This window comes from Noviherbaspirillum sp. UKPF54 (assembly GCF_007874125.1).
Taxonomy (GTDB): domain Bacteria; phylum Pseudomonadota; class Gammaproteobacteria; order Burkholderiales; family Burkholderiaceae_D; genus Noviherbaspirillum.
Window position 1 is genome coordinate 1995974 of the sequence record NZ_CP040128.1, and the last position, 23086, is coordinate 2019059.

27 protein-coding genes are annotated in these 23086 nt (G+C 60.9%); 21 read left to right on the forward strand and 6 right to left on the reverse strand.

The window, feature by feature from the left end; translation table 11 throughout:
- Nucleotides 1-53: 53 nt before the first annotated feature.
- The 8 genes from FAY22_RS09170 to FAY22_RS09205 all read left to right on the forward strand — a co-directional run bounded on the left by FAY22_RS09170 (nt 54) and on the right by FAY22_RS09205 (nt 7458).
- Entirely contained in the window at nt 54-1556 is a 1503-nt protein-coding gene (locus FAY22_RS09170; protein WP_146329924.1) for a flagellin, read from the forward strand.
- 78 nt (nt 1557-1634) lie between these two features.
- Nucleotides 1635-2015 (forward strand): flagellar protein FlaG, encoded by a 381-nt coding sequence (locus tag FAY22_RS09175; protein ID WP_168204811.1) that lies wholly within the window; start codon nt 1635-1637, stop codon nt 2013-2015.
- Between the two features lie 97 nt (nt 2016-2112).
- A complete protein-coding gene (fliD, locus tag FAY22_RS09180) occupies nt 2113-4143 on the forward strand; it encodes a flagellar filament capping protein FliD (RefSeq protein WP_146329926.1) in 2031 nt (676 codons plus the stop codon).
- Between the two features lie 32 nt (nt 4144-4175).
- The gene (fliS, locus tag FAY22_RS09185) at nt 4176-4643 is read left to right on the forward strand and encodes a flagellar export chaperone FliS (protein WP_146329927.1); all 468 of its coding nucleotides are present in this window, start codon (nt 4176-4178) and stop codon (nt 4641-4643) included.
- A 5-nt stretch (nt 4644-4648) separates the two neighbouring features.
- On the forward strand, nt 4649-4984 hold the full coding sequence (locus FAY22_RS09190) for a flagellar protein FliT (RefSeq protein ID WP_146329928.1): 336 nt from the start codon (nt 4649-4651) through the stop codon (nt 4982-4984).
- Between the two features lie 3 nt (nt 4985-4987).
- Nucleotides 4988-6295, forward strand: a complete 1308-nt coding sequence (locus FAY22_RS09195) for a flagellar hook-length control protein FliK (RefSeq protein WP_146329929.1) — start codon at nt 4988-4990, stop codon at nt 6293-6295.
- A 69-nt stretch (nt 6296-6364) separates the two neighbouring features.
- Entirely contained in the window at nt 6365-6649 is a 285-nt protein-coding gene (locus FAY22_RS09200; RefSeq protein WP_146329930.1) for an EscU/YscU/HrcU family type III secretion system export apparatus switch protein, read from the forward strand.
- A gap of 47 nt (nt 6650-6696) precedes the next feature.
- Complete coding sequence (locus FAY22_RS09205; protein WP_146329931.1) at nt 6697-7458, forward strand: flagellar brake protein; 762 nt, start codon at nt 6697-6699, stop codon at nt 7456-7458.
- 111 nt (nt 7459-7569) lie between these two features.
- On the opposite strand, the gene fliE is transcribed toward FAY22_RS09205, so the two are convergent.
- Nucleotides 7570-7911, reverse strand: coding sequence for a flagellar hook-basal body complex protein FliE (gene fliE / locus FAY22_RS09210; protein WP_146333388.1), 342 nt, complete (start codon nt 7909-7911; stop codon nt 7570-7572).
- Between the two features lie 238 nt (nt 7912-8149).
- On the opposite strand from fliE, the gene fliF reads away from it, so the two are divergent.
- Genes fliF through fliJ form a run of 5 tightly spaced genes read left to right on the forward strand, consistent with a single transcriptional unit; the run spans nt 8150 to nt 13439 of the window.
- Nucleotides 8150-9862: a flagellar basal-body MS-ring/collar protein FliF gene (fliF, locus tag FAY22_RS09215; protein WP_146329932.1), complete on the forward strand. Its 1713-nt coding sequence runs from the start codon at nt 8150-8152 to the stop codon at nt 9860-9862.
- Nucleotides 9859-10854 (forward strand): flagellar motor switch protein FliG, encoded by a 996-nt coding sequence (fliG, locus tag FAY22_RS09220; protein ID WP_146329933.1) that lies wholly within the window; start codon nt 9859-9861, stop codon nt 10852-10854. Before fliF ends, fliG begins: the two co-directional genes overlap by 4 nt.
- A gap of 25 nt (nt 10855-10879) precedes the next feature.
- Nucleotides 10880-11563, forward strand: a complete 684-nt coding sequence (gene fliH / locus FAY22_RS09225) for a flagellar assembly protein FliH (protein WP_146329934.1) — start codon at nt 10880-10882, stop codon at nt 11561-11563.
- Between the two features lie 2 nt (nt 11564-11565).
- Nucleotides 11566-12963 (forward strand): flagellar protein export ATPase FliI, encoded by a 1398-nt coding sequence (gene fliI, locus FAY22_RS09230; RefSeq protein WP_210411954.1) that lies wholly within the window; start codon nt 11566-11568, stop codon nt 12961-12963.
- Nucleotides 12964-12998: 35 nt separating this feature from the next.
- Nucleotides 12999-13439: a flagellar export protein FliJ gene (fliJ, locus tag FAY22_RS09235; RefSeq protein WP_146329936.1), complete on the forward strand. Its 441-nt coding sequence runs from the start codon at nt 12999-13001 to the stop codon at nt 13437-13439.
- Here fliJ and FAY22_RS22325 read toward each other — a convergent pair.
- A complete protein-coding gene (locus FAY22_RS22325) occupies nt 13436-13903 on the reverse strand; it encodes a hypothetical protein (protein WP_246860720.1) in 468 nt (155 codons plus the stop codon). The genes fliJ and FAY22_RS22325 overlap by 4 nt on opposite strands.
- A gap of 591 nt (nt 13904-14494) precedes the next feature.
- On the opposite strand from FAY22_RS22325, the gene FAY22_RS09240 reads away from it, so the two are divergent.
- The 8 genes from FAY22_RS09240 to fliR all read left to right on the forward strand — a co-directional run bounded on the left by FAY22_RS09240 (nt 14495) and on the right by fliR (nt 19509).
- The gene (locus FAY22_RS09240; RefSeq protein ID WP_246860721.1) at nt 14495-14905 is read left to right on the forward strand and encodes a flagellar hook-length control protein FliK; all 411 of its coding nucleotides are present in this window, start codon (nt 14495-14497) and stop codon (nt 14903-14905) included.
- Nucleotides 14906-15185: 280 nt separating this feature from the next.
- Complete coding sequence (gene fliL / locus FAY22_RS09245) at nt 15186-15707, forward strand: flagellar basal body-associated protein FliL (RefSeq protein ID WP_146329937.1); 522 nt, start codon at nt 15186-15188, stop codon at nt 15705-15707.
- A gap of 4 nt (nt 15708-15711) precedes the next feature.
- The gene (fliM, locus tag FAY22_RS09250) at nt 15712-16776 is read left to right on the forward strand and encodes a flagellar motor switch protein FliM (RefSeq protein WP_146329938.1); all 1065 of its coding nucleotides are present in this window, start codon (nt 15712-15714) and stop codon (nt 16774-16776) included.
- Nucleotides 16769-17176: a flagellar motor switch protein FliN gene (fliN, locus tag FAY22_RS09255; RefSeq protein WP_146329939.1), complete on the forward strand. Its 408-nt coding sequence runs from the start codon at nt 16769-16771 to the stop codon at nt 17174-17176. Before fliM ends, fliN begins: the two co-directional genes overlap by 8 nt.
- Nucleotides 17173-17589: a flagellar biosynthetic protein FliO gene (gene fliO / locus FAY22_RS09260; protein WP_146329940.1), complete on the forward strand. Its 417-nt coding sequence runs from the start codon at nt 17173-17175 to the stop codon at nt 17587-17589. Before fliN ends, fliO begins: the two co-directional genes overlap by 4 nt.
- A 7-nt stretch (nt 17590-17596) precedes the next feature.
- On the forward strand, nt 17597-18367 hold the full coding sequence (fliP, locus tag FAY22_RS09265) for a flagellar type III secretion system pore protein FliP (RefSeq protein ID WP_305778382.1): 771 nt from the start codon (nt 17597-17599) through the stop codon (nt 18365-18367).
- A 9-nt stretch (nt 18368-18376) separates the two neighbouring features.
- Nucleotides 18377-18646, forward strand: a complete 270-nt coding sequence (fliQ, locus tag FAY22_RS09270; RefSeq protein ID WP_040040830.1) for a flagellar biosynthesis protein FliQ — start codon at nt 18377-18379, stop codon at nt 18644-18646.
- Between the two features lie 68 nt (nt 18647-18714).
- Complete coding sequence (fliR, locus tag FAY22_RS09275) at nt 18715-19509, forward strand: flagellar biosynthetic protein FliR (protein WP_146329942.1); 795 nt, start codon at nt 18715-18717, stop codon at nt 19507-19509.
- A 113-nt stretch (nt 19510-19622) separates the two neighbouring features.
- On the opposite strand, the gene FAY22_RS22660 is transcribed toward fliR, so the two are convergent.
- From FAY22_RS22660 to flgK, 4 genes are all read right to left on the reverse strand, one after another.
- On the reverse strand, nt 19623-19949 hold the full coding sequence (locus tag FAY22_RS22660; RefSeq protein ID WP_371417385.1) for a hypothetical protein: 327 nt from the start codon (nt 19947-19949) through the stop codon (nt 19623-19625).
- Nucleotides 19949-20899: a flagellar hook-associated protein FlgL gene (gene flgL, locus FAY22_RS09280; protein ID WP_371417386.1), complete on the reverse strand. Its 951-nt coding sequence runs from the start codon at nt 20897-20899 to the stop codon at nt 19949-19951. Before flgL ends, FAY22_RS22660 begins: the two co-directional genes overlap by 1 nt.
- Before the next feature lie 76 nt (nt 20900-20975).
- The gene (locus tag FAY22_RS22330; protein WP_246860722.1) at nt 20976-21347 is read right to left on the reverse strand and encodes a flagellar basal body rod C-terminal domain-containing protein; all 372 of its coding nucleotides are present in this window, start codon (nt 21345-21347) and stop codon (nt 20976-20978) included.
- A 26-nt stretch (nt 21348-21373) separates the two neighbouring features.
- The gene (gene flgK / locus FAY22_RS09290; protein ID WP_146329943.1) at nt 21374-23008 is read right to left on the reverse strand and encodes a flagellar hook-associated protein FlgK; all 1635 of its coding nucleotides are present in this window, start codon (nt 23006-23008) and stop codon (nt 21374-21376) included.
- Between the last annotated feature and the right edge of the window lie 78 nt (nt 23009-23086).

Consider the following 23086-nt stretch of genomic DNA (forward strand, 5'->3'; position numbering starts at 1 on the left):
GTTTGTTGGCAGTGCCCGGGGGAACTCAAGAAACCTCTCTAAGGAGAATTATCATGGCAGCAATCATCAACACCAATGCCGCGTCGCTAAATGCCCAGCGCAACCTTACGGCATCGCAATCGGCGCTCTCCACGTCGTTGCAACGCTTGTCGTCCGGTCTGCGCATCAACAGCGCCAAGGACGACGCCGCAGGCCTGGCAATTGCAGAACGCTTCACTTCCCAGATCAAGGGCCTGAACCAGGCAGTGCGTAACGCCAACGACGGCATCTCCCTGGCGCAGACCGCTGAAGGCGGCCTGGGCACCGCAGGCGACCTGCTGCAGCGTATGCGCGAACTGTCCGTTCAGTCCGCCAACGGCACCAACTCCGCATCCGACCGCGCTTCGCTGCAACAGGAAGTCTCGCAGCTGCAGCAGGAATTGAACCGCGTGGCCAACACCACCCAGTTCAACGGCCAGAACGTGCTCGACGGCTCCCTGTCGTCCACCCAGTTCCAGGTCGGCGCCAACGCCAACCAGACCATCAACGTCGGCATCGCCAGCGCCCAGGCTTCCAAGATCGGTAATTACACCCTGAGCTCGCTGGGTGGCGCAGGCTCCAGCAGCGCCGCCACCGCCGCTGCCGCCAACACTGCCGGCGGCAACAACGTGACCTCCCAGAACGTCACGATCGCCGGTAACGGCCAGTCGTCCACCTTCCTGGTTGCAGCCGACAGCTCCGCCAATGCGATCGCATCCCAGATCAACGGCACCACCTCGACCACCGGCGTTTCCGCCACCGCGAAAACCCAGGCCACTCTGGGCAACCTGTCCGCAGGCGGCACCCTGACCTTCACCCTGCAGGGTTCCGGCAATGCCGTCAATGTCGCTGCCACCGTCAGCAGCGCCAGCGACCTGTCCTCGCTCGCCGCAGCCATCAACGCACAAACCGCCGCCACCGGCATTAGCGCGTCCGGCAATGGCGCCACCATCACGCTGGAAAGCAAGGATGGCTACGACATCAAGATCGGCGACTTCCTGAACACGACCTCTGCCGGCGGCACGATCGACGTCACGGGCAACAACGCCTTCACCGGCGCAGCCAGCGGCGGCCCGGCGACGATCGGCGCGGCAGTCGGTACCGACAGTACCGTCGTCGGCGGCCAGCTCCAGTTCAGCTCCAGCAACGGCTACACCGTCACCACGGACCAGGCAGCCGGCGGCTTGTTCACCTCCACCGCAGGCCAGGCATCGACCCTGACCACCGTGGCCAGCATCGATATCAGCACCGTGTCCGGCGCCAACAATGCGCTGAACACCATCGATGCCGCGCTGACTTCGATCAACAACTCGCGTGCGCAACTCGGTGCGATCCAGAACCGTTTTGCCTCCACCATCAGCAACCTGACCACTACCGCGGAAAACCTCTCTTCCGCACGTAGCCGGATCCAGGATGCCGACTTCGCATCGGAAACGGCCTCGCTCACCCGCGGCCAGATCCTGCAGCAAGCCGGTACCGCGATGCTGGCGCAAGCTAACTCGCTGCCCAACGGCGTGCTCGCCCTGCTCCGTGGCTAATTAACACGGCAGGATCATGCTGATCGATACCCCGGCTGACCTTCGTTCGGCCGGGGTATCCCCATTAAGGAGATGATCATGGACATCAAACCAGTTGGTAACACCGCCGCCCAGCCAGGGCAACGGATCTCGGAAACAGGGAATTTCGCTGCCGACCTGCCGTCGATCGCAGCAAGGCAGGCCGCCACGCCGGTACAGACAGTCGATGCGGTACAGCAGCCCGCATCGATTCCGTCCATGAATCAGACCCACGAAGCGTTAAAGCAAATAAACGACACAATGAAGAAGTTGTCGCAAGACCTTGAATTCACGGTGGATGAAGACTCCGAGCGACCAATCGTGAAGGTCGTGGATCAGCAAACCAAGGAAGTCATCCGCCAGATTCCGACGCAGGAAGCGCTTGAAATCGCTAAAGCGCTGGACCGGGTGCAAGGCTTGTTAATCAGACAAAAGGCTTGAGCCTTGGCTGAAACAGGCGGGTAAACTCCGTTCTAAAGTTCGGTTTGGCTCCGCCGATATTGAGATACAGTGAACACGTTTTCGAAGGAGAGGCAAGATGGGGATCTCATCTCCGGGTATCGGCTCCAATCTGGATATCAATGGCATCGTTTCCAAGCTGATGCAGGCGGAGTCGCAGCCGCTGACCATCTTGCAAAAGAAGGAGGCAAGCTATCAGGCCCAGCTCTCCGCTTACGGCACCTTGTCCGGGTCTCTGAGCTCATTGCAGACGGCCCTTGGAACGCTAAATAACCTGTCCACATTCCAGGGTGTAAACGCCACCTCGGCGGATACGACGATTTTTACAGCATCTGCGGCTTCCGGCGCGTCTGCCGGCACCTACAACGTCAATATCACGCAATTGGCCCAGGCGCAGACCATTGCCACCGCCGGGCAATCCACCACAACAGCGACTATCGGCGCCGGCACGGCGACCAAGCTGACTTTTCAGTTCGGCACGATCAGCGGGGGAACCCTCTCCAACGGCACCTATAGCGGCGCAAGCTTCGCGCCGGATGCGAACCAGGCAACTGGAACGGTGACGATCGATAATACCAATAATTCACTGCAAGGCATCCGCGACGCAATCAACAAGGCCAATATCGGCGTAACTGCATCCATCGTTTCGGATGGCAGCGCCACCCCGAATCACTTGGTCATTAAGTCGAACAGCACCGGTGCGACGTCCAGCATGAAAATCAGCGTCACCGCGCCCGACGGCACTCCCGGGGGCGATGCCACATTGAGCAGCTTGCTTGCCTACGACCCGACTGCCACGCAAAACATGACTCAAAGTGCCGCTGGACAAAGCGCTGCACTGACTGTCAATGGCATTGCGATAACCAGCGCAACCAATAAAGTCACCGGCGCGATCGACGGCGTGACGTTGAATCTGGCCAAGGCAGGCAGCAGCAATCTGACCGTTGCCGCCAACACGGCGGCGGTGACATCGGCCGTCAACGGATTCGTCAAAGCCTACAACGATGTGAACACGACCATCCGGAAGCTGACAAGCTACGACTCCTCGACCAAGCAGGCGGGCCTGCTGCTTGGCGACGCTACGGTGAACAATATACAGGTGCAGTTGCGTAAAATGATGGCGTCCCCGCTAACGGACTCAAGCGGTAGCCTCACAACGCTGTCCCAGGTCGGCATCTCAATAGACAAGTCCGGCGTGATGTCACTCGATTCCGGCAAGCTGTCATCGGCGATGAGCAACAACATGAAGGACGTCACCGCCCTGTTCTCGTCAATCGGCGCCAGCACAGACAGCTTGGTCAAGTACGACAGCGCAACCTCGGCCACGACGCCGGGCGACTATGCGGTGTACGTGTCCAAGCTTGCTACCCAAGGCAATGTAACCGGATCGAACGTTATCGCCGCGCCCATCAATATCAACAGCGGCAACAAGGATTTGGCGCTGACGGTAAATGGTGTATCGGCATCGATGTCGCTGGTGGAAGGCACATATAACTCCGCTTCGGCGCTCGCCGCCCAGGTTCAATCGGCGATTAACGGCGCATCAGCGTTTTCCTCCGCCGGTATTGCAGTCAGCGTCACGATAGACGCCTCCGGCAAGATGGTCGTTACCTCGAACAAATATGGCTCCGACTCCAAGGTCAGCATCTCGGGCAGCGCCGTGTCGACCATATTGGGCACTACGACTGCCACTGATGGCGTGGACGTCGCGGGCACCATCGGCGGCATTACCGCAACAGGGTCGGGACAATTTTTGACTGGCGCGCTTGGCTCGGCGACACAAGGCCTGAAACTGCAGATAACAGGCGGGCTGGAAAACGCCAGTCGCGGCACCATCAACTTTTCGCGCGGGTATGCGCATTTGCTGAATGGTCAGATCGACGGTTATCTCGGCAGCTCAGGATTGCTCAGCGGGCGCACCGATGGCATCAAACGGTCCATCTCCGACATCGACAAGCAGACCGAAGCACTGAATAACAGGCTGGCCGATATCGAAGCGCGCTATCGCAAGCAGTTCACCGCCCTAGATGTAACGATCAGCAAGATGAATTCGACCAGTACCTACCTGACACAGCAACTCGCACAAATCAGCAGTCTGTCCAGCAAATAGACAAAAACAGGATATTACAGAGGAAAGCGACAATGTTTGGATCTATGCGCAGCGGCGCGAATGCCTACGCCAAGGTCGGGATCGAAACCGGCGTGGTGGCGGCCAGCCCGCACAAACTGATCGTCATGCTGTTCGACGGCGCACTCGCGGCTCTGGCCACGGCGCTGCAACATATGAGTACAGGCAATATCCCAGGCAAGGGACAGGCACTTTCGAAGGCCATCTCCATCATCGATAGCGGCTTGCGCGCCAGCCTCGATCACAAGAGCGGCGGAGAAATCGCAGCCAACCTGGATGCGTTGTACGAATATATGAGCACCCGGCTGATGACCGCCAACCTGAATAACCAGCCGGAACTGATCGAAGAGGTGCAGCGTCTGCTGCAAGATTTGCGAAGCGCATGGGAAGCCATCGCTCCGGCAGGACAGGCAGCGCCGGAAGCGCCGCCCGCAATCAACGACCCTCTCGCCCCCAATATCTCAGGACTAGTAAAGGCTTGATTACCATGACTGGCGAAGAAGTTATCTCCATTTATGAAAAAGTCGCGGTCATTACGCACCAGATGCTTGCCGCGGCGCGTGAATATGACTGGGAGCAGCTGGCCGCGCTGGAATCCCAGTGCGCCAGCCATGTCGCAACGCTCAGGCGCGACGAGTCAGCCGTTCCGCTGACGGGCATGGTGCGCGAGCAAAAGGTCAAGTTCATTCGCCAGATCCTGGCGGACGACCGCGAAATCCGCACCATCACCGAGCCGTGGATGGAACAGCTTTCGATGCTAATCAAAAGCACCGGAACGGAACGCAAGCTGGCCCAGGTTTACGGCGCCAACCAGACGGGTTAATCCATGCTCCCGCGGGCCGACATCGTTGGAACGCGGCCCGTTGCCTCGGTCGAGGCAACCAGGCCGGCCGTCCCGGTCGGCGACACCCACCAGGAATTATCGCAGCGCTTAAACCGGATTGCGCTCGGCTCGTTTCTCGAAGGCGAAGTGCTGTCCCGCCTGCACGACGGGACATTTGTCGTGAAGGTGGCCGATGCCGCCGTGCGGATGAACCTGCCGGCCGGCACCCAGGTCGGCGAAACCCTCGATCTGACGCTGGTGGCGACACAACCGCGCCCGGCCTTTCTTCTCGCCACGCAGGTCCACGACAATCCTCCCGCCCTCAGCGACGCAGGGCGGCTCGTCGACTGGATCATTCATACCGCCAAGACGACGGGTGCGCCGACCGCCCTCGCAGGCAAGGCGCCACTGGTGGCATCGCCTGACGCGGATGCTGGCCAAATCGCGGCATCGATGAAAGACTCGCTGGAATCCAGCGGCCTGTTCTATGAATCCCATCTCGAGCACTGGGCCAAGGGCGAACGCCCGCTGACGACGCTATTGCGCGAACCCCAGGCCTGGCATGGCAACCCCCGCCTGCTTCAGGCTGCGCTGCAGAACGCTTCGCGCGGAATGGCGCAGGCCGGCGGCACCGTGCACCTCGAGCGGTTGATTGCGCACCTGGCCAGCCAGCCGGGCGTCCCGCCAAGCCTGCTGACTGCACTGCGCGCAGCGCATCAATCCGCCTCTGCAGCCCCCCAGCCGTCAGCCGGTCCGGATGTGCCGCGCGACACCCCTCCCGCGCCGCTGCCACCGGCGAGCGCGGATGGCGAAGCCGTGCCCGTACCGCCGGCGAACCCGCAGCCGCCCGAGACATTAGCTGCGGCGGCGAAAAATGCGGTAATGGCCGCAATCACCCAAATTCCAAGCGAGACCGAGCCCACCGGGCAGCCAAAATCGATGAGCGGCGAATCGGTCAGCATGATCAACCTGCAATTGAACGCACTCGAACAGCACCGGATCGCATGGCAAGGCGAGTTGTGGCCCGGCCAAACGATGGAGTGGGAGATCGGCGAAGACACGCCGCGAGGCCATCACGGCGACACGCAGGAGCGGACGTGGCAAAGCGTGATCCGCTTCGAGCTGCCGGCCTTGGGCAGGGTGGCGGCAACCATCCGGCTTGCCGGCGAGCGTGTGCAGGTCCAGGTCCGGGCCGCCGACGAAAACACCGCGACGCTGCTGCGCACGCATGGCGATGCCTTAAGCACGGCCCTGGCGGCGGCGGGATCGCCATTGGAACAGTTTTCCGTGAAACGCGATGCAGAGACATAGTTCAACTGCGAGAGAATCGCTCCCGAAGGCGGCGCGAGGTTCACCGCACGCATCGAAGCGACAAGAAAAATGACGCATCCGCCCCCTCCCAAGAACGCCGTCGCCCTGGCCTACCAGAGCGGCGATAGCGCCCCCAAGGTGGTGGCCAAGGGCCGCGGCCTGGTCGCCGAACAGATCATTGAGCGGGCCAGGGAGCATGGCGTGTTCGTGCACGAATCGCGCGAGCTGGTCGCCCTGCTTACCCAGGTCGACCTGGACGAGCACATCCCGCCAGCCCTTTATCGCGCCGTTGCGGAACTGTTGGCATGGGTGCATCACATCGAGGCTGCCCAGCAAGGCGCCGACAAGGTATGATAGACGGTTGCACTTAATGTCACTCTTAATGCTGAACGAGAACCCAGATGACTTCCGAATTTGACGACGACAGCCAGGATTTGAGTCGCTACCGGGTCTACTCGCGGCGGGAAATCGTCAACCTGCTGCGCACGGTGGGCGCGCGCAATCAACTGGTGCGCATGCAGGCCAATAACGGCGCCGATGCCGTCATCACTTCGATTCTGGAGGTCGACGACTCCGGCGACGCGGTGATTATCGATCGTGCGCAAAGCGCGCTGACCAACGAGCGCATCCTTCAAAGCGACGAGATCGCCTTTGAAACCGTACTGGAAAACATCCGCATCCTGTTTTTCGCGTCGCACGTCGACAGCTGCATCCATGAGGGCCGCCCGGCCTTATCCATGGCAATTCCGGAAAGCCTGATTCGCCTGCAACGGCGCGAGTACTACCGAGTGCCGGCTCCGGTCGCAAATCCGGTCCGCTGCGCCTTTGCCATTCCCGGCGAAACAGGCCAAGCCGGCGGGACGGTCATCGTCCCTCTGCAAAACATCAGTGCAGGCGGCATTGCCGTCGTCGATGAAAAAAAACAGATTCCCGCCACACTTGGCGTCATCTATGAGAAATGCCGCATCGAACTGCCGGGCGGCGTCATCGAAACCAGGCTCGAGCTCATGAACATCCACGATCTCAAGCTCACCAACGGCAAGACGACGCGTCGCCTGGGTTTCATGTTCGTCGATATTTCCAACGCAGCCCTCGCGGCGGTCCAGCGCTACATCACGAAACTGGAGAGGGAGCAGAATGCACGGGCAACGGGAATGGCCTGAGTTAATGCTTTATCAACAACAAATTAGGACGTAACGACAGGTGAAAGGCGCGCATGATTGCGCACCTCGCTTGCCACTGCGGAGCTTGAAAAGCCGACAAGAACAGGTGCGTCACACCTGCATGTTCATGATGTCCTGATATGCCGAGACCAGCTTGTTACGGACTTGAACGGTGGCCTGGAAGGAGATATTGGCCTTTTGCATGGAGATCATCACGTCCGACAGGTTGACGCTGTCGTCGCCCAAAGCAAACCGCTGGCCGAGCTGCTCCGCGTTATGCTGCGCATTGTTGACGGAGTCGAGCGACGCGCGCAGCGCCGCCGCGAAGTCGGCCCTGGCCGCCGGCTTTTCCTCATCGACCTGCTTGACGTCGCCCTTGGCGGCGGCCGCGGCAGCCTTCAATTGCGACACCATGGCTTCGATGCGGCTGGTGTCGATCATCCCTGGTTTCATCATTCCTCCTTGCTGCGAACGTGCATGGCAAAGGCACATCCGCCCTTCATGGTCACACATTAGCACTTGGCGCAACAACAGACGGCGCGATAAGCAGCGGAAATGCCGCTCTATTCCGACGATTAAAATCTTGTGCTGCACCGACAATTCAGGCTAAGGCAACCTGTTTTTGACTATTTGGCGGCACCCCAGTGAAACTCACAACGACACTTAAAAACTGCACTCATGGAGGCCAGACATGGCAATAGTTGCGGAAGAGGACAAGAAGACCTCTCCCAACAATCTGCTGAACCTCGTGCGCACGCCGAACGGACGCAACATTGCGCTGATGGTCGGCGTCGCGGCCGTGGCCGCGGCGATGGCAGGCGTGTGGATGTGGGGGCAGCAGCCGGAGTACCGGGTATTGTTCTCCAATTACTCCGATCGCGATGGCGGCGCCATCGTGGCGTCGCTACAACAGATGAACGTGCCGTACAAGTTCGCCGAGGGCGGCGGCGCCATCCTCGTGCCGGCCGACCGCGTGCACGACGCACGCCTCAAGCTGGCGTCGCAGGGGCTGCCCAAGGGCGGCAATGTCGGCTTCGAGCTGATGGAGAACCAGCGGCTTGGCGTCTCCCAATTCCTTGAGCAGGTGAACTTTCAGCGCGCACTGGAGGGCGAACTGGCGCGTTCCATCCAGTCCGTCGCCGCGGTGCAGGCCGCCCGAGTCCACCTGGCGCTGCCGAAAAATTCGGTGTTCGTGCGCGACCAGCAAAAGCCGACAGCTTCCGTGCTGCTGAACCTGCATCCGGGGCGCGCGCTGGACCGGCAACAGGTCAGCGCGATCGTCCACCTGGTGGCCAGCAGCGTGCCGGAGCTGAGCACGAAGAACGTCACCGTGGTAGACCAGGAAGGCAACCTGTTGTCCGAAACCGGCAAGCAGCCGGGCGCCAACGGGCTGGACCCGACGCAGCTGAAATACGTACAGGAACTGCAACAGAGCATCGTGCACCGCATCGAGTCGATCATCACCCCGATCGTCGGCGCCAACAACGTGCGCGCCGAGGCGACCGCGGACGTCGACTTCTCGACCAGCGAGCAAGCGGCCGAAATGTACAAGCCCAACCAGGGCGACAACCCGGCCGCCGTGCGCAGCCAGCACAGCAGCGAGATGCGTAACGGCGGCAATACCGCCTCCGGCGTTCCCGGCGCCTTGACCAACCAGCCGCCGGCGCCGGCGACCGCGCCGCTGACCACGCCGCCCGGCGCGCCGGCGACCGCAAATGCAGCGGCAAGCGCGAACGGGGCCAACGGCGCCACCGCATCCGGCCCGACCCAGCGTGATTCGACCGTCAACTATGAAGTCGACAAGACCGTGCGCTACGTACAGCAGCCGATGGGCGGCATCAAGCGCCTGTCCGTAGCCGTGGTGGTCAACTACAAGAGGGTCGTCGAAAAAGGCGGCAAGGTCGCCTACAAGCCGCTCTCCGACGCAGAAAAGGCGCAGATCGCCGACCTGGTCAAGGAAGCGATGGGCTACAACAAGGAGCGCGGCGACAGCCTGAACGTGGTCAACAGCCCGTTCGCCGGCCTGGACAAGGAAGCGCAGGCCGAGCCGCCGATCTGGAAGCAGCCGGAAATGCTGGACCTGGCGAAGGAAGCGGGCAAATACCTGCTGATCGCCCTGGTCACCCTGTTCATGTATTTCAAGCTGCTGCGCCCCCTGCTTGACCGCCTGACAGCGAAGGAAGAGGAAAAAACCGAGGCCCTGCCGGCACCGGTGCTGGACGAGGAAGGCAATCCGATTCCGCAGCCGGCGGCCAGCGCCATCGACGACCTGTCGGATCTGAATGACGATGAGGCGACGCCGGCGATCAGCAATTATCAGCGTCGCCTGGAAGCGGCCAAGCGCCTGGCCAAGGAAAACCCGAAAGTGGTGGCCAATGTTGTTAAGGAATGGGTAACCGAATGAGCGATATCGGCGTTCAAAAAGCAGCCATACTGATGCTCGCGCTGGGCGAGGATGAAGCAGTCGAGGTAATGAAATACCTCGGTCCGCGCGAAGTACAAAAGCTCGGCACCGCGATGTCCACGATGAAATCGGTGACGACCGAGGAACTCGAAAGCGTGCTGCAGGAGTTCCGCCTGCGAACCAAGACCAACACCTCCTTCGGCCTCGACTCGGATGACTACATCCGCAACGTGCTGACCAAGGCGCTGGGCGACGACAAGGCGACCTCCCTGCTCAACCGCATCCTGGGTGCGCGCGAGGCGCGCGGCATCGAGAGCCTCAAGTGGATGGACGCGCAATCGGTGGCGGAACTGATCCGCAACGAACATCCGCAGATCATCGCCACCATCATGGTGCACCTGGAGCGCTACCATGCGTGCGAAGTGCTCGACCATTTCACCGAGCGCCTGCGCAACGATGTCGTGCTGCGCATCGCCACGCTTGACGGCGTGCAGCCGGCGGCCTTGCGCGAACTGAACGACGTGCTGACCAAGCTTCTGACCGGCAACGAAAACCTGAAGAAGAAGCCGATGGGCGGCATCCGCACCGCGGCCGAAATCCTCAACTTCTTCAGCGGCGAAAACGAATCGTCCGCGATGGAAAGCCTGAAGGCCTACGATACCGAAATGGCGCAGCAGATCATGGACGAGATGTTCGTGTTCGAGAACATCATGGACATCGACGACCGCGGCGTCCAGATCATCCTGCGCGAAGTGCAGTCGGAGTCGCTGATCATCGCCCTGAAAGGCGCCAGCGAAGGCCTGCGCAACAAGATCTTCAAGAACATGTCGTCGCGTGCGGCAGAGATGATGAAGGAAGACCTGGAATCGAAAGGCCCGGTGCGCCTGTCCGAAGTCGAGGAGAAGCAGAAAGAAATCCTGGCCATCATCCGCCGCCTGGCCGACGAAGGCCAGGTCGTCTTGGGCGGCAAGGGCGAAGACACCTACGTCTAGATACACGTAATCGGATAACGACGAAATGAGTTCCAGCAGGATTCCCAAGGAACAATTGACCGCCTATCAGCGCTGGGAGCTGGCATCGTTCGACGAGCCCTCCCCGGCCGAAAAGGCGGCGGCAGCACTGGCCGACCAGATCAAGAAAGCCACGGACGAAGCACGCAACGCATCTTATGCGGCGGGAATCGAGGAAGGCCGCGCAGCCGGATTCGAACAGGGCAAGGCGCAGGGCTTCGATCAGGGCTACGCCGACGGGCTCGCCCAAGGCCGCGCCCAGGCGGAACAGGAGCGCGCGCAACTGCTGCAGATCGCGCAAGTCTTCGGCGAAGAAATCGCCCTGGCCAACGAGAAGATCGCATCGGATATCCTGGATCTGGCCCTCGACCTGTCCAAGGCGATGCTGAAAAACGCGCTCCAAGTGCGCCCCGATCTGGTCATTCCGGTCATCGGTGAAGCGATCCGCTACCTGCCCTCGCTGCAACAACCGGCCCTGCTCTTCCTGCATCCGGAAGACGCCAAGCTGGCCAGCACGCTGATGGGAGAAGAACTGGCCACGGCCGGCTGGCGCATCGTCGAGGATGCGACCATGGAGCGTGGCGGTTGCCGCGTCGATACGGCGAGCAACCAGGTCGATGCCACAGCCACGAGCCGCTGGCAACGCATCGCCGCCGCCCTCGGCAAGGATTCCGATTGGCTGGCGCCATGAGCATGGACGCGCCGCACAGCAGCCGCTGGCAATCCTACCTGCGCGATTGCAGCGCGATACTGTCCATTTCCGAGCCGCTGCTGGTGTCGGGCCGCATCACGCGTGTCACCGGCCTGGTGATGGAAGCGGTCGGGCTGCGCCTGCCGATCGGCGCCGCCTGCACCGTGCCGCTGGCCAGTGGCACGCGTATCGAAGCAGAAGTGGTCGGATTCCAGGATGACCGCCTGTTCCTCATGCCGCAAAGCGACGTCGAAGGTGTCGTGCCAGGCACCCGCGTCCTGCCACTAGAACTCGCCCACAGCCTGCCCCGCCCGGGCGCGGTCAGCCATCCGCGCCGGCGCCCGAGCGACCGCGGTCGGCACCTCCCGGTCGGCAGCGAATTGCTGGGCCGCGTGCTCGATGCCGCCGGCCGCCCGCTCGACAACCTCGGCCCTCTCAATGCGTCGCATGTCGCGCCCCTGAACGCGCGCGCAGCCAACCCGCTCTCGCGCGCACCGATCCAGGACATACTCGACGTCGGCGTACGCGCGGTCAACAGCCTGCTGACGGTCGGCCGCGGCCAGCGCATGGGCCTGTTCGCCGGCTCCGGCGTCGGCAAGAGCGTCCTGCTCGGCATGATGGCGCGCTACACAAGCGCCGATGTGATCGTGGTCGGCCTGATCGGCGAACGGGGACGCGAAGTCAAGGAATTCATCGAGCAGATTCTCGGCCCGGAAGGGCTGGCGCGCTCGGTGGTGGTGGCCGCCCCGGCCGATACTTCGCCCTTGATGCGCCTGCAGGGCACCGCCTACGCCACCGCGATCGCCGAGCACTTCCGCGACGAAGGGAAAAATGTCTTGCTGATCATGGATTCGCTGACCCGTTACGCGATGGCGCAGCGCGAAATCGCCCTGGCGATCGGCGAACCGCCGGCCACCAAAGGCTACCCGCCGTCGGTGTTCGCCAAGCTGCCGGCGCTGGTGGAACGCGCTGGCAACGGCAAGGAAGGCGGCGGTTCGATCACCGCGTTCTATACCGTACTGACCGAGGGCGACGACCAGCAGGATCCGATCGCCGATGCGGCACGCGCCATCCTCGACGGCCATATCGTGCTCAACCGCTCGCTGGCCGAAGCCGGCCACTATCCGGCAATCGATATCGAACAATCGATCAGCCGCGCAATGCATTCGATTACCTCGCACGACCACCAGAGCCTCGCGCGCCGCGTGAAAAAGCTGACTTCGAGTTTCCAGCGCAGCCGTGACCTGATCAGCGTCGGCGCGTACAGCGCGGGATCCGACCGCGTGCTGGACGAAGCGATCGCCAAACATGACAAAATTGAAGCATTCCTGCAGCAGGATATCAGCGAGCGCGCCGGCCTAGCCGAGAGCTTGGGGCAACTTTCCGCGCTATTCCAGTGATTGAATAGCGCCGGGCAAGCGATATACTCAGTCATATGGCTATCCCTTCCGCACTCGACACGCTGATCGAACTGGCAACGCAACAGACCGACGAGGCCGCCAAGCGTCTTGGGCGCGCGATCCGGAACGGCGAAGACGCCGAGCAAAAACTGCAATTGCTGCTGCAATACCGCGACGACTACATGGCGCGCTTCCAGACGACGCTGCAAGCCGGCCTGAGCGCGTCGAGCTATCGCAATTTCCAGCACTTCATCGACAAGCTCGACGAGGCCATCAAGGGACAGCAGCGCGTCGTGCAGGACGCCCAGCGGCGCGTGACAAGGGAGCGCGGCGCGTGGCAGGACAGCGAGCGCAAGCGCATGTCCTACGATACGCTGGCGACGCGTGCCGAAAAGGTGCGTCAATTGAAGGAAACGCGGCGCGACCAGAAACAAACGGATGAATTCGCAGCGCGGCTGCTGTTCAACAAACGCTAGACCCGGCCGGATACCATGAAGACATCAGCAATATCGACTCTCGCCAATCTCGCCTCCGGCGCCGCGACGGCAGCAAAAGCGCCGGGCGATGGATCCGAAGCCTCGTTCAGCCACGTGCTGTCGCGCGAGATCGCCGCGCCACCGAAGCCCAGCGAACCGACCAGAGCCGACAAGGCGCAAAACGGCAAGGAGTCGCAGGCCGCGCAGCCCGAGACAAATGAATCGAAGCCGCCCCAACAGTCCGATGCGGGCACCCCAGCGGACCGCGCCGCCCCGGAAAGCGCCACGCGCTCCGCCAAGGCGGATAAAGCGGCGGCAGGCACGGCAGCGAAGACCGATGACAGCGAGGACCAGGACGACGCCCCCACGGTGTCGGCCGAATCGGAACAATTGCTGGCGCTGGTGGCCAGCCTGACGCAACCGGCGGCAAAGCAAACGGATACCAAAGCAGCGGACGAAAGCAAGCAAACTGCGCTCGACGCATCAGGCGACGGTACTGCGCCGGACGGACAGGCAAAGGATATTTTGTTGCTCGCGCAAGCCGCGCAGTCCCAGAATGCGCCGCGAAGCGTTGCAGCCGGCCTACCCGAGGCCCAGTCACTGTCCGCAACTGCGGCAAGCCAGTCAACCTCCGGGAAAACCGACGGCCTGATCGCGCCCGGACAACGCCGCCGTGAATCCGGCTTGCCCCAGCTCGCTGGAGCTGCAGCGAACGCGGCTCGCCGAGGCGTCATCGGCGCCTCGGGCGAACATGCGGAAGCCGCAGCCGCTTCCGAAGAGACAGCTCCCGGACATGACGACTTCCGCACCAAACTGACGCAAACCAAGGACGAAAAGACAACGACGGACACCGCCGCCAAGACGCAATCCGGCCGATCGGAGTTCGCCGCACCACAATCCCCCGACCAGTCCACGCCAAGACCGGTGCAGCACGGTGAGCCGCCGGCCGTTGCAATGATCACACCGAATGCCGCAACCACTGCCCAGTTCCAGCCTGCGCAGGCCATGGCAGCGCAAGTCAGCGAGATGCTCGCGCCGCGCGTCGGCAGCCAGGGATGGGAGCAGGCACTCGGCCAGAAGGTGGTCTGGATGGTGGGCAGCGATGTGCAAAGCGCGTCATTGACGCTCAACCCCCCGACCTCGGCCCGCTGCAGGTCGTGCTGCATGTATCCGACAACCAGGCAACCGCCAACTTCACCGCGGCGCAGCCGGAAGTGCGCCACGCGCTGGAGGCCGCGATGCCCAAGTTGCGCGAAATGCTGGGTGATGCCGGCATTCAGCTCGGCCAGGCCAACGTCAATGCTGGCAATCCGAACAACAATCCGCAAAACGCCTTCGCGCAACCGCAACAAGCGTCGCGCCATGGAACTAGTGCGGCTGACGACAGTGGCGATGCAGCCACCGTGCACGTTGCCCCAACCCGGACAATCTCGACCGGCGAAGGATTGGTTAACACCTTCGCCTGACATCCAGCATCCCATCCACAGCCAAGCGAAGGCCGTCGCAATAAGGGCGGCAACGTCCCTGCCGCCACCAAAAGTTGCGCAGCGCCACTATCCTTTATATTTCCAGTGATTAATAATGGCGGAACAGCGCGGATTCGCAGCGTCCGGGGATCGCCTCCTTGGCGCGCGATGCCCGGATATGGGAGAGCTTCTCCCTTCTTTTCGACGCATCCCGCGTACCGCTTTTTTTGAATAATGACTGCATGATTGCAGCAGTGCCGCACACAAGGATTTCGTAACGATGGCGACCTCCGCTCCCAAAGCAGCCAACAAGGCAGGCGCGAAGCCGGATTCAGAACAGCCGGCGGCCCCAAAAAAGAAACTGATCATCATTGCCGCAGCCGCGGTGCTGCTGCTTGCCGGCGCCGGAGGCGGCGCGTGGTTTTTCCTCGGCTCGAAGGCGCAACACGCCGACAAGCCGGCGAAAGAACAGCACAAGCCCGCAGCAGCCCCGGTATTTATGGCGCTGGAAACTTTCACCGTGAATTTGCAGGGAGAAGACATGCAGCAGTTCCTGCAAGTGAACATGACCTTGCAGGTAGCCGACGAAGCCACGGTCGAACATCTCAAGACGAACATGCCGCAGGTGCGCAACCGCCTGCTGCTGCTCTTGTCAAGCAAGAAAGCAACCGAGATCCTGACCGTGGAAGGAAAGAAGAAGCTTTCCACGGAAATCGTCGAGCAGATCCAGCAGCCCTTCACGCCCAACGGCCCTAAGCCCGAGGTGTCCGACGTCTTTTTCACCTCGTTCGTCGTTCAGTAAAGTCATGTCCGACAATTTCCTCTCACAGGAAGAAATCGATGCCCTGCTCAAGGGCGTCACCGGCGACCAGGATGAAGTCGAGGTCCAGGAAGACCTGTCCGGCGTGCGCCCGTACAACCTGGCGACCCAGGAACGCATCGTGCGCGGCCGCATGCCGACGCTCGAGATCATCAACGAACGTTTTGCCCGGCTGTTCCGCATCAGCCTGTTCAATTTCCTGCATCGCGCCGCCGAAGTGTCGATCGGCCCGGTGCGGGTATCGAAATACAGCGAGTTCATTCGCAACCTGGTGGTGCCGACCAACCTGAACTTGGTCCACATGAAGCCGCTGCGCGGCACCGCGCTCATCGTGTTCGACCCGAACCTGGTGTTCCTGCTGGTCGATAACATGTTCGGCGGCGACGGCCGTTTCCACACGCGCGTCGAAGGCCGCGAATTCACGCTGACCGAGCAGCGCATCATCCAGCGCATCCTGAATATCGTGTTCGAAACCTACGCCAAGTCGTGGGAGCCGGTGTACCCGATCGAGTTCGAGTACATCCGTTCCGAGATGAACACGCAGTTCGCCAATATCGCGACACCGAACGAAGTGGTGGTGACCACCACCTTCTCGATCGAACTGGGCCCGGTCACCGGCGAAATGCACTTTTGCACCCCCTATTCCACGATCGAGCCGATCCGCGACATCCTGACATCCAGCCTGCAGGGCGAAACCCTGGAAATGGACAAGCGCTGGATCCGGCTGCTGAAGCAGCAAATCAAGACCGCCGAGGTCGAACTGGTGGCCAATCTCGGCACCGCCGACGTCACCTTCGGCGACATTTTGAACATGAAGGTCGGCGACATCATTCCCATCGCCGTTCCCGACCCGCTGTGCGCCACGGTTGACGGCGTGCCCGTCATGGAATGCACCTACGGCAAGCTGAACGGCCAGTATGCATTGCGCATCGAAAAGCTGATCTACAGCGCCAACGAGTCGCTGCGCGGACACGAGCAGCTGCGCAGGCTCAAGGAAACCGAAGCACAGGACGACAACGAATCACCGCAAGGAGAAACCAAAAATGGCTAACGAAACCACCAGCCCGGACGACGATTGGGGCGCAGCCCTGGCCGAACAGGCCAAGATGGAAGCGGCCGAACAGGCCGCCCAGCCATCGCCAGCCGCGTTCCAGGATTTTTCCGGCGCGAGCGTCAAGAGCGGTACCCACAACGACATCGATTTCATCCTGGATATTCCGGTCCAGCTCACCGTGGAACTGGGCCGCACCAAGATCGCGATCAAGAACCTGCTGCAGCTGGCCCAGGGCTCCGTGGTCGAGCTCGACGGCCTGGCCGGCGAACCGATGGACGTATTGGTCAACGGCTGCCTGATCGCGCAAGGCGAAGTGGTGGTCGTCAACGACAAATTCGGTATCCGACTGACCGACATCATCAGCCCATCCGAGCGGATCAGAAAACTGAACAAATGATGCGAGCTCTAGTACTTCCGCCACTGCTGTGCGCCGGCGCGATCGCGCATGCGGCCGAGCAGGCGGGACCGGGCTCGGCGGCAAGCCTGCTGCAGGTTTTGCTGGGGCTGGTCGTCGTGCTCGGCCTGCTGGCCGGAACCGCATGGACCATACGCCGCCTTGGACTGGCGAAGCCCTCGGCCGCAAGCGCGGTCAAGGTCATAGGCGGCGCCAGCATCGGCACGCGCGAGCGCATCGTGCTGGTGGAGGTCGCGGACCAGTGGATCGTGGTCGGCGTGGCGCCCGGATGCATCAATGCCTTGTCCACCATGCCGCGGCAGGAAGGCTTTGCGCCGCAAGAGAACATGCCGCCCATGGCAAAGAATTTTTCAGCATGGCTGAAGCAAACGATCGACAAGCGTAATGCGCAATAAGGTTTCATTGTTTAACAAGATACGGCCCGGCATCAAGACGACACTGCGCGCGGCATCCATCGCCGCCCTGCTCGGCCTGCCGGTTTTCGCGTTCGCGCAGCAGGCTGGCCTGCCGGCATTTAACAGCACTCCTGCGCCGGGCGGCGGGCAAACCTACTCGCTGAGCCTGCAGACGCTGCTGCTGCTGACCAGCCTGTCGTTCCTGCCGGCCGCTCTGATGATGATGACGAGCTTCACGCGCATCATCATCGTGCTGTCGCTGCTGCGCCAGGCGCTCGGCACGCAAGGCGCGCCGCCCAACCAGGTGCTGATCGGCCTGTCGTTATTTCTGACCCTGTTCGTGATGGGGCCGGTGCTGGACAAGATCTATACCGACGCCTACCAGCCTCTTTCGGAAAACAAGATCAGCATGTCGCAGGCATTGGAAAAAGGTGCCGCGCCGCTCAAGAGCTTCATGCTGAAGCAGACGCGTGAATCCGATCTGGCGCTGTACGTCAAGCTGTCGCGCGGCCCCGCCTTGCAAGGCCCGGAAGACGTGCCGCTGCGGGTGCTGGTACCGGCCTTCGTCACCAGCGAGCTGAAGACCGCATTCCAGATCAGCTTCGCGATCTTCATCCCGTTTCTGATCATCGACATGGTAGTGGCCAGCGTACTGATGTCGATGGGCATGATGATGGTATCCCCGGCCATCGTGGCGCTGCCCTTCAAGCTGATGCTGTTCGTGCTGGTCGACGGCTGGCAGTTGCTGATCGGTTCGCTGGCACAGAGTTTTTATTAAGGAATTCCAATGACTCCTGAAAGCGTCATGGGCATCGGTCGCCACGCCATGGAAGTGACATTGATGGTGGCCGCGCCGCTTTTGCTGGTGGCCCTGGCTATCGGCCTGATCGTCAGCATATTCCAGGCGGCGACGCAGATCAACGAACAAACTCTGTCGTTCATCCCCAAATTGGTCGGGATATTCGTCGCACTGGTGGTAGCTGGCCCCTGGATGCTGTCCGTGATGCTCGACTACATGCGCGAGCTGTTCACGAATATCCCCAACATGATCGGCTAGCATTCCAGGCCGGACTCACGCGGCGACGCCGGCCCGAAGAAACACTAGGGCAGCCCCCTGCCATCGATATGATCTCCATCACCAGCGCCGAACTCAATACCTGGATTGCCTCTTTCCTGTGGCCGCTGACGCGCATACTCGGCCTGGTATCGACCGCGCCGCTGTTCGGCAATGTTAGCGTGCCGCGCCGTATCAAAGCCGGGCTCGGCGTGATGCTGTCGCTGGTGATCGCTCCGACAGTCCCGGCGCTACCCGCGCTCGATCCGATGTCTATGCAGGGGCTCCTGATCCTCATGCAGCAACTCGTGATCGGACTGTCGATGGGCTTTGCAATGCGGATCGTCTTCGCGGGCATCGAAATGGCGGGCGAAATCAGCAGCATGACGATGGGCCTGGGCTTCGCGACGTTCTACGATCCGCAGTCGCGCGGCCATTCGTCCGCCATCAGCCAGTTCCTGGCGCTGCTGACATTGATGATCTATCTGGCGACCGACCTGCACCTGGTACTGTTGTCCACGCTGTCGCAGAGCTTTTCCAGCCTGCCGATTTCCGCGAACGCCATCTCGGGAGCGGGCTTTCAGCAATTGGCGAGCCTGGGCGGGCGCATCTTCAGCGCAGGCGTGCAATTGTCGCTGCCGATCGTCGCCGCGCTCCTGATTACCAACATGGCGCTCGGCATCCTGACCCGCGCGGCACCGCAACTCAATATCTTCGGCATCGGCTTTCCGGTGACCATTAGCGTAGGGTTTGCGATGATAGCGATATCCCTGCCCTACCTTGCCACGCCAATCGGACATGTGCTGCATGAAGGTATCGGCGCAATCCAGCAGATCACGACGGCGATGACTCCTAAAGCGAATTAGAACGCTCTCAGAAAACTTAAAAAGGAACGGTTAAGGGGCCGATCCACGCATCCGGCGTTGAGGAGGCCCTTGCTTTTTCATGCATGAACTGCACGCCCATGCATGAAGAAACGTTAAATATAGTTAAACAGCGACAAATGCGAAATCTGGAGAAATGATTTTTGCGCGGCTTCGAGCGCCTGCTGCTGCTGGGTAAAGTTCGAAATCACTTCGGCCAGATCGATATCCTGCATCTGGTGCAACGCTTCGGTGTATTGGACATTCAGATCATCGCCCGTGCTGTCGAGCGTATCGATTTCCTTCAGGCGCGTACCGACCGAAGCGCGCACCTCCAGCAGGTTATCCAGCGCGTTGTCGATGTTGTTGTTTGCGGCATTCAACCCGTTGGTAAGTTTGGCCTGGCCTGTCGCGCCGGCTCCGGAGGCGCCAAGAGTCGCCATCAGATCCTTGAGCGTCGTGAAAATGCTCTGATTGACGCTGGGGTTAGAGTGAATTTGTCGCCGTTGGCTGGATCACCCTTGATGTCTAGCTGTAATCCATCGACTGTAATTGCCTGGCCGCTGACGTAAGGAACGTATGGCGCAGACGGCGCAGGCGGGGCCGGCATGGCAGGCGGCGCACCAGGTTGCCAAGCCGCCCCGTCCCAATACGTACCGGCAGTCGTGTCCCGCACGATATATGCCGTCGTCGTAATTGCGCCGGGTATCACAGTAAAGTCGACGCTATAACTATGCCCGGTGACCGCCGTGCTATTGACGATCGCCCCGGTTCCGACAATCCCGGAGCCGGTATTGGTTGACGCTGCCGCGGTTACGAAATCGCCATTGCCGGTACGGTTGCTCTCGAATACCGAATTACCCGAGTCATTCAATGCAATATGGCGGGACGGGCCGATCTGCAGCATGCGCTTGCCCTGATCGCCGCTGTATTGGGCGCCGGTTGGCGTCTCTGAGAACGGCTGCGAAGCAATCTGGAATCCACCGAACATGAAATTTCCCGCGCCATCGCGACTGTTCGCCAGTCCCAGCAATTCGTCGATACGCCCCTTCAATTCCGCGGTCAGGTATTGGCGTTGCGAATCATCCATGGCGCCATTACCCGCATTCACCGTCAGCGTCTTCACGTCCTGGAGCAGCGTCGTGACGCTTTGCAGTACGCTCTCCTGCTGAGAAAGGAGATTCTTTGCATTCTGGCGATTGGTCGCCAATTGGTCGTTGATCGACATCGTCTGGGTAATACCCAGGATATTAGCCGAGGCGACTGGATCGTCCGCTGGTGTCAGCACGCGGCGCTGAGTCGACAGCTGCTGCTGGGTCTTTGCCAGGTTCGACTGCAGGTCGCTGATTTTCGTCGAACCGAGTTCGAAAATCATGTTCGTGCTGATGCGCATGATTGGATACTCCTACCGATCCTAAAATACTGAATTCACGTTAATGCATCACATTATTCTCGTCGAGACACTGGCATCAGCCACGTCCTAATGCGACCAGCGTATCGAACATTTCCTTGACCGCCTGCATCACCTTGCCGGCTGCCACATAAGCCTGCTGATAACGCAGCAAATTGGCACCTTCTTCATCCAGATTGACGCCGGAATCCGAATCCTGAGCCTGCTGAAGCTGGGTAACCAGATTGCCTTGCGCATCCTTGCCCACCTCCAGTTCGTGCGTCTTGTTGCCGACCATGCTGACCATTTGCGAAAGCGCTCCCTGGTAAGTGGTCGTTCCGTTTACAAGCGTGTCTGCGGTTTGCAGGTTACCCAGCAACACCATGTTGCGGTTGTCGCCGGAAGTGGTTGTATTGTTCTGGACAATAAACTGATCGCCGTTACCTGGCACACCGCTGAGCTGGACACTGATGCCACTTACGTCCGTCGGTGTCGCTGGGGCGCGGGAGGCGGCGAAGGAGTCGTTGCTCCGAATGTAATGGTGGCGCCCGATGAATAAGGAACCGGGGTTCCTGCCGGATAGATCGTCGAGTTGCCGTTGATATCCGTTACCTTTACAGGAAACGAAAAGCCGGTTCCAGGAGCGGTGGCAGTGTCGTTCAGCGTGCCCGATGGCGGCGTTGTCGCCGGAACGTTCGCAACGTAATTTAATGTGATCGGCGAAGCCAGCATCGACAGGGAGAAGGTCTTGTCGACCGTGCCATTGCTGATCGTGGCAGTGCCGGAATTGGTTGTCGGGCTGCTTGTCGCGACCGGCGCGGCGGAAGCGATGTTGTTCAGGTCCGTCACGAGGACCTTGAAGCCGGACGCGGCATTGATCGTCGGCTTCACGATGAACTGGTCACCCAAATTCATCGCCCCCGACGAGACAATATTGACTCCGTCGACCGTCACGCCAGGAGCGCCTAGCGTTGCCGTCGAACTGACCTGCACGTTATCGGACATGCGGGTAATGGAGTAGTTCGTTCCGTCGTAGCTGACCTTATAATCGCTCGCCTTCAGCAGCGACACGTCGGAGATGCTGGCGCTGACCACCGCTGTCCCTGTGTTAAGGCTGCTTGCACTGACCAGAGGCGGCGCCACATTGAAGAAATCGCTACCCATGGCGCCGGTCCGGTCCTTGCCCAGCTTGTGCTGGTCATTGAAGGTGGTCGCCAGTCCGATGGCGATTCGGCCCAACTGATTCTGCGTGTCGGTCAGGGTGGTCGAGCGGAACTCGAACAGCCCACCCAGCTTGCCACCCTGCAGGCTGTTTTCCGAAAGCCGGATCGTGCCGCTGGCGGTGACCAGACCCACCTCGACTTCGCTCAGGTCGGTCGGCGATGCCGCCGCTGCCAGCTTAGATACGGTCGAACCGACCACCATGGGCTGACCATTGCCGATAAAGATGCCGTAATTGCTGCCGTCCTTGGCGACTGTCACCTTGGTCAGCTTGCTCAGTTCGCCCACCATATGATCGCGCTGGTCGAGCAAATCGTTCGGCAACTGGCCACTGCCGCTCTGCGCCTTGGAAATCGCGTCGTTCAGGTCAGCGATCTGCTGTGCATAGGAATTGATTGATGTAATGGTGGTCGAAATCTCGGAATTGACCGCGACGCGCAACTCACGCAGTTGCCCATCCATGCTTTGAAAACGGCTGGCCAGCGACTGGGACGATGCAAGCATCGAGCCGCGCGCGTCGGGATTGGCCGCGAGATTTTGCACGCTCTGGAAAAAATCCTGCAGTACCGGCGAGAGCCCGGAATTGGGGTCGGCCAGCATGTTGTTGATACGAGAAGCTTGGGTGTAATGGCTGTCAAGCTGCCCCTGACTGGTCTGCACCGTGCGCAACTGCGTGCCCAAGTATTCATTGTAGACGCGCCGTACGGATACGACCTCCGTACCCTTGCCGATAAAGCCGCCCCCCTCGTCCTGTCCGCCGATGGCCGCCTGCAGCACCACTTGGCGATGGTATCCGACAGTGTTGGCGTTGGCGATATTGTGGGCGGTCGTGGCGAGACCCTGCTGCGCCGCGAAGAGAGCACTATTGGAGGTACTGAGAATATTAGCCATGATTTTCTTCCCTGGTATCGCGATATACCGTAACGCCTGTATGAACGGCAGCTGGACGGAAAACTTGAGGTGTATTTA

Bases quoted from the DNA above. Each gene is read 5' to 3' on its own strand.
- fliM (WP_146329938.1), top strand. From the start codon at position 15,712: ATGTCCGACAATTTCCTCTCACAGGAAGAAATCGATGCCCTGCTCAAG.
- FAY22_RS09205 (WP_146329931.1), top strand. From the start codon at position 6,697: ATGACTTCCGAATTTGACGACGACAGCCAGGATTTGAGTCGCTACCGG.
- FAY22_RS09190 (WP_146329928.1), top strand. From the start codon at position 4,649: ATGACTGGCGAAGAAGTTATCTCCATTTATGAAAAAGTCGCGGTCATT.
- fliN (WP_146329939.1), top strand. From the start codon at position 16,769: ATGGCTAACGAAACCACCAGCCCGGACGACGATTGGGGCGCAGCCCTG.
- FAY22_RS09200 (WP_146329930.1), top strand. From the start codon at position 6,365: ATGACGCATCCGCCCCCTCCCAAGAACGCCGTCGCCCTGGCCTACCAG.
- FAY22_RS09195 (WP_146329929.1), top strand. From the start codon at position 4,988: ATGCTCCCGCGGGCCGACATCGTTGGAACGCGGCCCGTTGCCTCGGTC.
- FAY22_RS22660 (WP_371417385.1), bottom strand. From the start codon at position 19,949: ATGGCGACTCTTGGCGCCTCCGGAGCCGGCGCGACAGGCCAGGCCAAA.
- flgL (WP_371417386.1), bottom strand. From the start codon at position 20,899: ATGCGCATCAGCACGAACATGATTTTCGAACTCGGTTCGACGAAAATC.
- fliD (WP_146329926.1), top strand. From the start codon at position 2,113: ATGGGGATCTCATCTCCGGGTATCGGCTCCAATCTGGATATCAATGGC.
- fliS (WP_146329927.1), top strand. From the start codon at position 4,176: ATGTTTGGATCTATGCGCAGCGGCGCGAATGCCTACGCCAAGGTCGGG.
- fliL (WP_146329937.1), top strand. From the start codon at position 15,186: ATGGCGACCTCCGCTCCCAAAGCAGCCAACAAGGCAGGCGCGAAGCCG.
- fliO (WP_146329940.1), top strand. From the start codon at position 17,173: ATGATGCGAGCTCTAGTACTTCCGCCACTGCTGTGCGCCGGCGCGATC.
- fliF (WP_146329932.1), top strand. From the start codon at position 8,150: ATGGCAATAGTTGCGGAAGAGGACAAGAAGACCTCTCCCAACAATCTG.
- FAY22_RS09175 (WP_168204811.1), top strand. From the start codon at position 1,635: ATGGACATCAAACCAGTTGGTAACACCGCCGCCCAGCCAGGGCAACGG.
- FAY22_RS09240 (WP_246860721.1), top strand. From the start codon at position 14,495: ATGGGAGCAGGCACTCGGCCAGAAGGTGGTCTGGATGGTGGGCAGCGA.
- fliR (WP_146329942.1), top strand. From the start codon at position 18,715: ATGATCTCCATCACCAGCGCCGAACTCAATACCTGGATTGCCTCTTTC.
- flgK (WP_146329943.1), bottom strand. From the start codon at position 23,008: ATGGCTAATATTCTCAGTACCTCCAATAGTGCTCTCTTCGCGGCGCAG.
- FAY22_RS09170 (WP_146329924.1), top strand. From the start codon at position 54: ATGGCAGCAATCATCAACACCAATGCCGCGTCGCTAAATGCCCAGCGC.
- fliH (WP_146329934.1), top strand. From the start codon at position 10,880: ATGAGTTCCAGCAGGATTCCCAAGGAACAATTGACCGCCTATCAGCGC.
- fliQ (WP_040040830.1), top strand. From the start codon at position 18,377: ATGACTCCTGAAAGCGTCATGGGCATCGGTCGCCACGCCATGGAAGTG.
- fliE (WP_146333388.1), bottom strand. From the start codon at position 7,911: ATGAAACCAGGGATGATCGACACCAGCCGCATCGAAGCCATGGTGTCG.
- fliJ (WP_146329936.1), top strand. From the start codon at position 12,999: ATGGCTATCCCTTCCGCACTCGACACGCTGATCGAACTGGCAACGCAA.
- fliI (WP_210411954.1), top strand. From the start codon at position 11,566: ATGGACGCGCCGCACAGCAGCCGCTGGCAATCCTACCTGCGCGATTGC.
- fliG (WP_146329933.1), top strand. From the start codon at position 9,859: ATGAGCGATATCGGCGTTCAAAAAGCAGCCATACTGATGCTCGCGCTG.